At 43.3% G+C, this 10,594-nt stretch carries 8 protein-coding genes and 1 pseudogene; all 9 read right to left on the bottom strand.

What is annotated here, in order from left to right; genetic code table 11:
- Positions 1-131: 131 nt before the first annotated feature.
- Entirely contained in the window at positions 132-362 is a 231-nt protein-coding gene (locus N8L33_RS09765) for a GlsB/YeaQ/YmgE family stress response membrane protein (protein ID WP_000901572.1), read from the bottom strand.
- A 9-nt stretch (positions 363-371) separates the two neighbouring features.
- Complete coding sequence (locus N8L33_RS09760; protein ID WP_033679625.1) at positions 372-1,613, bottom strand: aminopeptidase; 1,242 nt, start codon at positions 1,611-1,613, stop codon at positions 372-374.
- Position 1,614: 1 nt separating this feature from the next.
- Entirely contained in the window at positions 1,615-1,785 is a 171-nt protein-coding gene (locus tag N8L33_RS09755; RefSeq protein WP_261059735.1) for a hypothetical protein, read from the bottom strand.
- 20 nt (positions 1,786-1,805) lie between these two features.
- A pseudogene (locus N8L33_RS09750) lies at positions 1,806-2,085 on the bottom strand (type II toxin-antitoxin system RelE/ParE family toxin).
- Positions 2,078-2,341 (bottom strand): type II toxin-antitoxin system RelB/DinJ family antitoxin, encoded by a 264-nt coding sequence (locus N8L33_RS09745; protein ID WP_000047861.1) that lies wholly within the window; start codon positions 2,339-2,341, stop codon positions 2,078-2,080. Before N8L33_RS09745 ends, N8L33_RS09750 begins: the two are co-directional and overlap by 8 nt.
- Positions 2,342-2,443: 102 nt before the next feature.
- Positions 2,444-6,835 (bottom strand): PolC-type DNA polymerase III, encoded by a 4,392-nt coding sequence (locus N8L33_RS09740; protein ID WP_261059734.1) that lies wholly within the window; start codon positions 6,833-6,835, stop codon positions 2,444-2,446.
- Between the two features lie 103 nt (positions 6,836-6,938).
- Positions 6,939-9,020, bottom strand: coding sequence for an elongation factor G (gene fusA, locus N8L33_RS09735; protein ID WP_050242575.1), 2,082 nt, complete (start codon positions 9,018-9,020; stop codon positions 6,939-6,941).
- A gap of 394 nt (positions 9,021-9,414) precedes the next feature.
- On the bottom strand, positions 9,415-9,885 hold the full coding sequence (rpsG, locus tag N8L33_RS09730) for a 30S ribosomal protein S7 (RefSeq protein ID WP_000087873.1): 471 nt from the start codon (positions 9,883-9,885) through the stop codon (positions 9,415-9,417).
- A 19-nt stretch (positions 9,886-9,904) separates the two neighbouring features.
- Positions 9,905-10,318 carry a 30S ribosomal protein S12 gene (rpsL, locus tag N8L33_RS09725; RefSeq protein WP_001142332.1) on the bottom strand — a complete coding sequence of 138 codons (414 nt, stop codon included), beginning with the start codon at positions 10,316-10,318 and terminating at the stop codon, positions 9,905-9,907.
- Between the last annotated feature and the right edge of the window lie 276 nt (positions 10,319-10,594).

Here is a 10,594-nt window from a genome sequence, read left to right as displayed (position 1 = left end):
ATCAAAAAAGAAAGGACAAATTTCGTCCTTTCTAGATCTTAGCTTTTCTTCAACCCACTACAGTTGACAAAGAGCCATCAAAAGGAGGCTGTCTCAATGACCAACCTCCTTTTCGTTTCAGATTTAAGAAATTAACTTCCTCGTCTCCAGAAAATCGCTAAGACAATCATGGAACCTAGTACTGCCGGAATAATGGCAGTTCCTGCTATTATCGGTCCCCAAGTCCCAAAAAGCAAATGCCCTATAAAGGCACCAATCCAGCCTAGAAACATTTTTCCAAAACATCCCATGCGTTCTCCACGATTGGTCAGAGTACCTGCTAAAAATCCCACTAGGAGACCAACGAACATGCTTCCTAACATATTATCTCCTTAATTGGCCCAATCTCCGTTACGGAAGAGTGGTACACGTGTCCCATCCTCACGGATACCATCGATATCCATTTGGTTAGAACCAATCATAAAGTCTACGTGAACATCTGAACGGTTAAGCCCCGCAGCTTCAAGCTCCTCTTCGCTCATCTCCGCTCCACCAACTACGCTAGTCGCATAAGCTGCACCGATAGCCAAGTGATTTGACGCATTTTCATCGAAAAGGGTATTAAAGAAGGTAATGCCTGACTGAGAAATTGGACTTGGATCTGGTACCAAGGCACATTCACCTAAGGCACGCGCACCCGCATTTTCAAAGACAAGGTCTTTCATGACCTGATCACCCTTCTCAGCAGTAATGTCAACGATTTGACCATCCTTAAAGGTCACCTTAATGCCTTCGATGATATTTCCGTTATAACTAAGCGGTTTTGTAGAAGTGACATAACCATCTGCGCGACGGAAGTCTGGTGCTGTGAATACTTCCTCTGTCGGCATATTCGGCAAGAATCCTTCTCCCTGTGCATTGATAGCACCAGCTGATTCCCAAACGTGGTTCTTCGGCAAGCCAAGTGTCAAATCGGTTCCTGGCGCTGTGTAGTGAAGAGCTGAAAACTGCTCTTTATTAAGCATATCTGCCTTGCTCTTGAGGATAGCAGCGTGTTCTTCCCAAGCCTTAACAGGATCTGCTTCATAAACGCGACAAGTCTTGAAGATTTGGTCCCAAAGGAGATCAACTGCTTCTTCGTCGCTCGCAGCATTTGGAAAGACTTTTTTAGCCCACTCAAGTCCAGCGGCGGCTGCTACCGTCCAGCTGACTTTATTGGATTGCGTTGCAATACGCATTGGCTTCATAGCGAGTCCCATCGCTTTAGCAGAAGCTGACAACTTGTCAGCATCCACACCGTTCAAGGCACCTGGATCAGAAGAACGGACACCGAGACGGCTAGCCTTATTCTCCAAGAGATAGTTCATCTCAGCAATCTTGTATTCTGGCACATTGTCCAGACGCTCCATCGGTGCGTGGAGAAATTTCTCACGGTTAATGACATCATCTGTCCACTGAACGATAACCTCATGTGCCCCCAAAGCATAAGCTTCTTTCACGATTAAATGAGCCAACTCACGTTGCTCCACATCGATAGAGAGAGCCAAAGTGTGACCAGGTTGCACATTGATTCCGTTCGCAACCAACAATTTCGCATATTTTTCTAGATTTTCTTTAAAATTTGGTAAAACCATTCTATTCTTCCTTTTCTTTTTGTTTATTTTTCAAAGCAGAAAATAATCCTGCTAAAGCAATGGCACCAGACAAGAGTGCTGTTGATAGAAGAATTGTTTGATCAGCAAGTTCTAATTGATATTCAAATACCTTCTCAGCCGGCTTATCTTCCGCAAAAATTCTTAGTTTCATGAGAACCCCCTTAAAATTTATTAAAACAAATCACTATGACTTCCTGTCCTCAGCAAATTTAAAATCAATTCTGCCTTGTCTACTTTATAAACCAAAAGCCAATCTGGCTGGATATGGCATTCACGAACCCCTTGAAAATGCTTGGATGCCGTCAATTGATGATCACAATATATAGCAGGAAGTTCTTTTTCTTGAACAAGAAAATTTAAAACTTCTTCTAATCATTCTGCCTTCAAACCACGCTTCATAGCCAACTTAAAATCTTTTTTTAAACTGTTTATGATAACGAATCTTAAGCACGCAAATCCTCCATCAAGTCAGAGACTGATTCAAAGGATTGGCTCATATTACGATTTTGGTCTAAATCCGTTAATACCTCAAGCAACTTCCGACTCTCGTCTAGTCTAACATCGAAAGGTAAACCCTGATATTGAATAGCTTGACGAAGGAAAATATTGATGGCAGTCGTCATATCCATCCCCAGATTATTAAACACCTGTTGGGCCTGCTCCTTAACCTCACTATCCAGACGGATGCTCATACTCGTCTTTGACATACTCTCACCCTCTTTCTATAGACTATTTTAACAAAAAAGAAAGCCAATGTAAATCTATTGGATATACATTAGCCTCTTTGGATAGATTATTAAACAATTTTTTTAAAACAACTCATCAAACAAACTGAGCTGGTTATCCTCTGGCATATTGCCGAGAATCCCCATTTCATCCATCTTTTCAACCAAGGTTGATGAGAGCCCACCACGCTTGCGTAGTTCTGTTTTAGAGAGGAATTCTCCCTCTTCACGCGCTCGCACCAACTGCTTAGCAACGTTCTCTCCTAGACCATCCATTGCTACAAATGGCGGAATGAGGGTATCCCCATCGATAAGGAACTCTGTCGCCTGACTACGATAGAGATCGAGTTTCCCAAACTTGAAACCACGTTCCCACATTTCATTGACAATCTCAAGAGTTGTATAAAGATCAATTTCCACATTAGAGGCTTCATTGTTCTTCCGTTTTTCAGAGATTTCTTCCATTCTGCGCTTGATGGCATCCAAGCCCGCACCCATAGTCTTGATATCAAAAGCCTTAGCACGTATTGAGAAGTAAGCACAGTAATAATAAATGGGATGGTGAACCTTGAAGTAGGCCACACGCAAGGCCATCATAACGTAGGCTGCCGCATGGGCTTTAGGGAACATATACTTAATTTTCCCACAGGATTCGATATACCACTCTGGCACCTTATTAGCCTTCATGGCTTCGATATAGCCATTTCTCTCCTCTTCGGAAATCTTGAGCCACAAGCCCTTACGTACCCGTTCCATGATGGTAAAGGCCATCTTAGGTTCGAGACCAGCATGCATGAGGTAAACCATGATGTCGTCCCGACAACCGATAACAGTCGATAGATCCGCTATTCCTTGCTTGATCAAATCTTGGGCATTTCCCAACCACACATCGGTACCGTGGGACAGTCCAGACAGCTGAAGCAACTCTGCAAAAGTCGTCGGATGCGTTTCATCGACCATGCCTCGGACAAAGTTGGTTCCAAACTCTGGAATCCCCAACATACCCGTCGGCGTTCCGATTTGCTCAGGTGTCACTCCTAGCACATCAGTCCCAGAAAAGAGGGCCATTACGCCTTCGTCATCCATAGGAATTTCATTAGGGTCAATCCCAGACAAGTCCTGCAGTTTTCGAATCATGGTCGGATCATCATGCCCCAGCACATCAAGTTTGAGGACGTTCTCATCGATATCGTGGAAGTTAAAGTGAGTGGTTTGCCATTCAGCCGTCACGTCATCTGCTGGATACTGAACAGGCGTAAAGTCGTAGACATCCATGTAGTTAGGAATAACAACGATTCCCCCCGGGTGTTGACCTGTCGTCCGCTTGACACCAGCCGCACCTTGAGCGAGGCGTTCTACCTCTGCATCACGATAAAACTTACCATAGTCCCGCTCGTAACCCTTGACAAATCCATAGGCAGTCTTGGCAGCCACCGTACCAACCGTTCCTGCACGGAAGGCATATTCCTCACCAAAGATATCACGCACATCCAAGTGGGCACTAGGCTGATCTTCTCCCGAGAAGTTCAAGTCAATATCAGGAACCTTGTCTCCATCAAAACCAAGGAAGGTCTCGAACGGAATATCCTGGCCATTTTTACTGAGTTTGTGACCACATTTTGGACAATCCTTATTGGGCATATCAAAACCTGAACCATAAGAACCGTCTGTGATAAACTCGCTGTATTGACACTGACCACAGACATAGTGAGGAGATAGAGGATTAACCTCCGTAATCCCAATCATGGTCGCAACGAAACTAGATCCGACAGAACCACGAGAACCCACCAGGTAACCCCGTTCATTGGAACGTTGCACCAGCATCTGCGATGCCAGATAAATCACGGCAAATCCATTCCCCAAAATGGAAGTCAATTCTTTTTCAATCCGCAAATCAACAATATCTGGCAGCGGATTTCCATAAATCTCAAAAGCTTTCTTGTAGGTCAGCTCAGCAACTGTTTCTTCAGCCTTGTCAATGAAAGGCGTGTACAAGTCACCCTTAACCACCTCAACAGGTTCAAAAATTTCTGCCAAGGCATTGGTGTTTTCAATAATCAACTTGCGTGCTAAATCCTCGCCCAAGAAGGCAAATTCATCCAACATCTCATTAGTCGTTCGAAAATGAGCCTTGGGAAGAGGAGCTGGTTGGGCATGCTCACCGTGACCAATGGTACGGTTAATTATCGCTCCCTGACCCAAACTACGGACAATTATTTCACGGTAAATTTCTTCTTCTGGTTCGATATAGTGGACATTTCCCGTAGCCAAAACGGGCTTGCCAAGGCGTTCTCCAACCTCTATCAAACTTTTGATAATGGTCTGGAGTTCTTCCATATCCTTGACCTGCTCCTTGGCAATCAAGGGCGCATAGATAGCTGGTGGCATGACCTCGATAAAGTCATAATACTTGGCCACCTCAACCGCCGCATCCATACCTTGGGAAACGACTGCATCAAAAACTTCACCTTCAGAGCAAGCTGAGCCTAAAATCAAACCTTCTCTATGGGCATCTAGAACCGTTCTCGGAATCCGCGGCACTCCTTCAAAGTACTTAGTATTAGACAAGGAAACCAGCTTAAAGATATTTTTTAGACCTACCTGATTCTTGACATAAATAGTCGCATGCTTGATCCGAGCTTTTTTATAAGAATCTGGACTAATCAAATCAATGTTGAGCCTAGCTAGATCGGTCACACCATGTTTTTCTGCCACCTCTCTGATAAAGATAAAAAGCAGGCGACCTGTAGCTTCCGCATCGTAGTTAGCCATGTGGTGATGTTCCAAAGCCACACCAAAACGCTTGGTCAAAGGTCCCAAACCATGACGTTTATACTCAGGATAGAGATTTCTTGCGAATTCGAGCGTATCGATAACTGGCTGGCTAATTTTAGGCAGACCGTGACGCTCATAATTGGCATTCATAAAGCCAACGTCAAAGGTCGCATTGTGGGCAACTAAGACTGTATCCTTGCAGAATTCTTGGAATTCTTGCAAAACTTGTTCCAGTGGCTTGGCATTTTTGACATGGTCATCTGTAATTCCAGTCAACTCAGTAGTAAAAGCTGACAAGGGATGCCCAGGATTGATAAATTCATCAAATTCAGCAATGACATTCCCCTTGTACATCTTAGAGGCTGCAACCTGAATCAAGTCATTATAGATGGCTGATAGACCCGTCGTTTCCACGTCAAAGACCACGTAGGTCGCTTCCGACAAGTCCTTCTCCACTTCGTTATAAACGATAGGAACACGGTCCTCCACGATATTGGCTTCCATACCATAGATCAGCTGGATTCCCGCTTTCTTAGCCGCCTTATAGCCGTGTGGGAAGGACTGAACATTTCCATGGTCCGTGATGGCAACCGCCTTGTGTCCCCACTTAGCAGCTGTCGCAACGATCTCTTCTACCTCTGGTAGTGCATCCATGGTCGACATATTAGTATGAGCATGAAACTCAACCCGACGCTCACCTTCTGGCATCAAATCCTTACGCTCATAGTGAACAACTTCCTGCACATCCTGCACGTTCATAGTCAAATCGCGCGTGAAGTTATTCATCTCCACATTCCCACGCACTCGGAGCCAAGAATTTTTCTTAATTAGATCAAACTTCTGAGCCTCTTCCTCATTCTTAACCCACTTTTGCATAGAAAAACTTGAAGTATAGTCCGTCATTTTAAAATTGATTAGAACACGCCCTGTTCTGGTCACTTTTTGCTCTACATCAAAAACAACCCCTTCAAAGACCAGACGATTTTCCTCCGTTGTCACTTCGATCATAGGAGTAATCTCCGCCTTGTCCAGCTTGGGTTTAGCTGCAGCTTTTTTGGCTTGAAAATCAAAGACTGGTTTCTCTTCCGCTGGAGGAGGTGCCATCTGTTCTAGTTGTTCCATAGCACGGAGTGCTTCCTCATTGGCCGCTTGAACAATCTGCTCATTTTCAGCATGAAAGGCCTCTTCCTGCTCTTGGGTCAGCACATCATTTTTCTCTACTTGACAGTTGAAAGTTGGAAAGCCAAACTTTTCAAGTTGTTTAGCTAAATTAGGAAGGTGATTTTTCTTAAAGTGTTCCTTATCAATCGCCTCAGAACCTTCAATAAAGAGCTGATTACCCTCCGCACGAACTCGCAAATTCTGATAAAGAGACTTAAAACCTTGACTAGCACATGGCCCCTCAGAAAAAGCCTCCCTATAGTAGGACTGCAAGAGTTGATTTGAAAATTCTTGAGACAGAGCCTTGATTTCGAAAACAGCTTTATTGCCTGTCTTAGAAAATTCTTCACTCAAACCTTTCTTTATTTCTAAAAAGATTTCAATCGGTAAAATATTAGAAAATACGAAATGAAACTCCCATACCTTACTAATTTTATGAACCACAACTCGCTCAATCTCAGCCTGTGATAAAGCAGGATCCTGTCTCATTTCAGCAGGCATCCCCAGTTGATTCATCAAAATTTCAAAACTGTTTGACATTCATTTTCCTCACATTATTCTCCTACTATTTTACCATATTTAGAGGTATTTTCTAAAGACAAAAGGAAGCCACTAAGTGACTTCCTTCTAGAGTGAGGACAGATTAGTCTTCACCTTTGTTTTTCTTAATGATTTCTTCTTGTACTGACTTAGGTACATCTTCGTAGTGGTCAAATACCATCATGAATGTACCACGTCCTTGAGATGCAGAACGAAGAACTGTTGCGTAACCGAACATTTCAGCAAGTGGAACGTAAGCACGAACGATTTGGCTGTTACCATGTGCTTCCATACCATCTACACGTCCACGACGAGCAGTTACGTGACCCATAACATCACCAAGGTTTTCTTCTGGAACAGTGATTGTTACAAGCATCATTGGCTCAAGGATAGCTGGTTGTGCTGATTTAGCAGCTTCTTTAAGGGCAAGTGAAGCCGCAATCTTGAAGGCAGTTTCAGATGAGTCGACATCGTGGTATGAACCATCGTAAAGCTTAGCTTTAACGTCAACCATTGGGTAACCTGCAAGAACACCGTTAGCCATAGATTCTACCAAACCTTTTTCAACCGCTGGGATAAATTCACGAGGAACCACACCACCGACGATTGCGTTTTCGAATTCGAATCCTTTACCTTCTTCGTTTGGAGTAAATTCAATCCATACATCACCGAATTGACCTTTACCACCAGATTGACGTTTGAAGAATCCACGTGCTTGAGTAGAAGCGCGGAATGTTTCACGGTAAGATACTTGAGGAGCACCTACGTTTGCTTCAACTTTGAACTCACGACGCATACGGTCAACAAGGACGTCAAGGTGAAGCTCACCCATACCTGAGATAACTGTTTCTCCAGTTTCAACGTTTGTTTCAACGCGGAATGTTGGATCTTCTTCAGCCAATTTTTGAAGGGCGATACCCATCTTATCTTGGTCAGCTTTAGATTTTGGCTCAACCATCAATTGGATAACTGGTTCTGGAACGTTGATTGACTCAAGGATGATTTTAGCTTTTTCATCTGTCAATGAGTCACCAGTTGTAGTATCTTTCAAACCAACGGCAGCAGCGATATCACCTGAGTAAACAGTGTCGATTTCTTGACGGCTGTTAGCGTGCATTTGAAGGATACGTCCGATACGTTCACGTTTACCTTTAGAAGTGTTTAATACGTAAGAACCTGATTGAAGCACACCTGAGTAAACACGGAAGAATGTCAAACGACCTACGAATGGGTCAGTCATGATCTTGAAAGCAAGAGCTGCAAATGGCTCATCATCAGATGCTGGACGAGTTTCTTCAGCGTCTGTATCTGGGTTAACACCTTTTATTGCTGGGATGTCAAGTGGGCTTGGAAGGTAGTCGATAACCGCATCAAGCATCAATTGAACACCTTTGTTCTTGAAGGCAGAACCACACAATACTGGGAAGAATTCAACGTTGATAGTCGCTTTACGGATACCAGCTTTCAATTCTTCGTTAGTGATTTCTTCACCTTCGAGGTATTTCATCATCAATTCTTCGTCAGTTTCAGCAACTGCTTCGATCAATTTTTCACGGTATTCTTGAGCTTGGTCAAGGTATTCAGCTGGGATGTCTTCTTCAAGGATATCTGTACCAAGGTCGTTAGTATAGATTTCAGCTTTCATCTTGATCAAGTCGATGATTCCACGGAAATCATCTTCAGAACCGATTGGCAATTGAATTGGGTGTGCGTTTGCTTGAAGACGATCGTGAAGTGTGCTTACAGAGTATAGGAAGTCAGCACCGATTTTGTCCATTTTGTTGGCAAATACGATACGTGGAACTCCATACTCAGTTGCTTGACGCCAAACTGTTTCAGTTTGAGGCTCAACACCTGATTGTGAGTCAAGAACGGTAACCGCACCATCCAATACACGAAGAGAACGTTGTACTTCGATTGTGAAGTCCACGTGTCCTGGTGTGTCGATGATGTTTACGCGGTGGTTGTTCCATTGAGCTGTTGTCGCAGCAGATGTGATAGTGATACCACGCTCTTGCTCTTGCTCCATCCAGTCCATTTGTGACGCACCTTCGTGAGTTTCACCGATTTTGTGGATTTTACCAGTGTAGTAAAGAATACGCTCAGTAGTTGTTGTTTTACCAGCATCGACGTGAGCCATGATACCGATATTACGAGTTTTTTCAAGTGAAAATTCGCGTGCCATGAGGTTTGTTTCTCCTATTTATTTTTGATTTCTATTCTATTATAACACGATTTTAATAAAAACGGATAGGCAGGACCTACCCGTTCTCAATGTTTTCATGCTATTGTTGGTTTCAACTTGTAGATTTACAAGTTGAATTGAACTCGGGCTAAAGTTAATTAGCCGATTTGAGCCAGAACGGGATGCTGTGTGAAAAAGATAAACTTCCTTGTATTCGTCGAATACTGCGTCAGTTTCCTATTTTCACCTTGCATCCTTACCGTTCCTAGCATCATGATATAGTTGAGCTCAAGCTAAAAGTCTGGAGAAAAAGATGAATCTCATTGGTTGCAATCGCAACCTGCTTCGATTCCCTATTTTCTCTGGGACTTTCTTAACGCTTTCGCATCCTATCTTACCAACGGAAGTGTGCGAATGCACGGTTAGCTTCAGCCATACGGTGAGTGTCTTCACGTTTCTTAACAGCTGCACCAGTGTTGTTAGCAGCATCCAAGATTTCTTTTGCAAGACGGTCTTGCATTGTGTGTTCACCACGAAGACGAGCGATTGTTACCAACCAACGAAGTCCAAGTGTTGTACGACGTTCTGGACGAACTTCAACTGGGACTTGGTAGTTAGAACCACCAACACGACGTGCACGTACTTCAAGTACAGGCATGATGTTTTCCATAGCTGTTTCAAATACTTCAAGTGCATCGTTTCCAGTAGCTTCTTTGATTTGCTCAAAAGCACCGTAAACGATTGAAGCAGCAGTACCACGTTTACCATCAAGCATAACGCGGTTGATAAGACGAGTAACTAGTTGTGAATTGTAAAGCGGATCTGGCAATACGTCACGTTTTGGAGCTCTATTTTTACGACTCATTTCTCTTTATCCCCTTTCCTTATGCTTTTGGACGTTTAGTACCGTATTTAGAACGGCCTTGTTTACGATCGTTAACACCTGCAGTATCAAGTGCACCACGGACGATATGGTAACGTACCCCTGGAAGGTCTTTTACACGTCCACCACGAAGAAGAACCACGCTGTGCTCTTGCAAGTTGTGTCCGATACCTGGGATGTAGGCAGTAACTTCGATAAGGTTGCTCAAACGTACACGAGCGAATTTACGAAGGGCTGAGTTAGGTTTTTTAGGTGTCATTGTTCCAACACGAGTTGCAACACCACGTTTTTGTGGTGAAGAAACGTTTGTTTGAACTTTTTTATGACTGTTGTAACCAACGTTCAAAGCTGGTGATTTAGATTTTTCTACTTTTGATTTACGCGGTTTGCGAACCAATTGGTTAATTGTAGGCATCTACATTCTCCTGTGTTTTTTTATTTTTGGTGATGATACACTTGGTGACAGCTATCATCTGTGTGTACTTTTGCAACATTTGTCAGCACGTCCCTGTACACTCTTGAGAGACCAAAAGTAAAAAGTACCGTCTATTATTGTAACAAAATTTTCCCTTGGTTGTCAAGATATTTTTCTTTTTTATTGTTAATTTTAGCTCTTCGTAACTTCTCAAAGTAACTTCCATCTCTCTCCCAAAACTGGAAGTTAGTCTCAGACGACGAATTATGCTAGAAT

This window comes from Streptococcus mitis (genome assembly GCF_946188695.1).
Lineage (GTDB): Bacteria > Bacillota > Bacilli > Lactobacillales > Streptococcaceae > Streptococcus > Streptococcus mitis_DF.
Note: the sequence above shows the minus strand (reverse complement) of the source record. Positions and strands in the feature narration are given on the sequence as shown.

Excerpts from the sequence above, each read along its gene's own strand:
- N8L33_RS09740 (WP_261059734.1), bottom strand. The coding sequence starts at position 6,835 with ATGTCAAACAGTTTTGAAATTTTGATGAATCAACTGGGGATGCCTGCT.
- N8L33_RS09745 (WP_000047861.1), bottom strand. The coding sequence starts at position 2,341 with ATGTCAAAGACGAGTATGAGCATCCGTCTGGATAGTGAGGTTAAGGAG.
- fusA (WP_050242575.1), bottom strand. The coding sequence starts at position 9,020 with ATGGCACGCGAATTTTCACTTGAAAAAACTCGTAATATCGGTATCATG.
- rpsL (WP_001142332.1), bottom strand. The coding sequence starts at position 10,318 with ATGCCTACAATTAACCAATTGGTTCGCAAACCGCGTAAATCAAAAGTA.
- N8L33_RS09760 (WP_033679625.1), bottom strand. The coding sequence starts at position 1,613 with ATGGTTTTACCAAATTTTAAAGAAAATCTAGAAAAATATGCGAAATTG.
- rpsG (WP_000087873.1), bottom strand. The coding sequence starts at position 9,885 with ATGAGTCGTAAAAATAGAGCTCCAAAACGTGACGTATTGCCAGATCCG.
- N8L33_RS09765 (WP_000901572.1), bottom strand. The coding sequence starts at position 362 with ATGTTAGGAAGCATGTTCGTTGGTCTCCTAGTGGGATTTTTAGCAGGT.
- N8L33_RS09755 (WP_261059735.1), bottom strand. The coding sequence starts at position 1,785 with ATGAAACTAAGAATTTTTGCGGAAGATAAGCCGGCTGAGAAGGTATTT.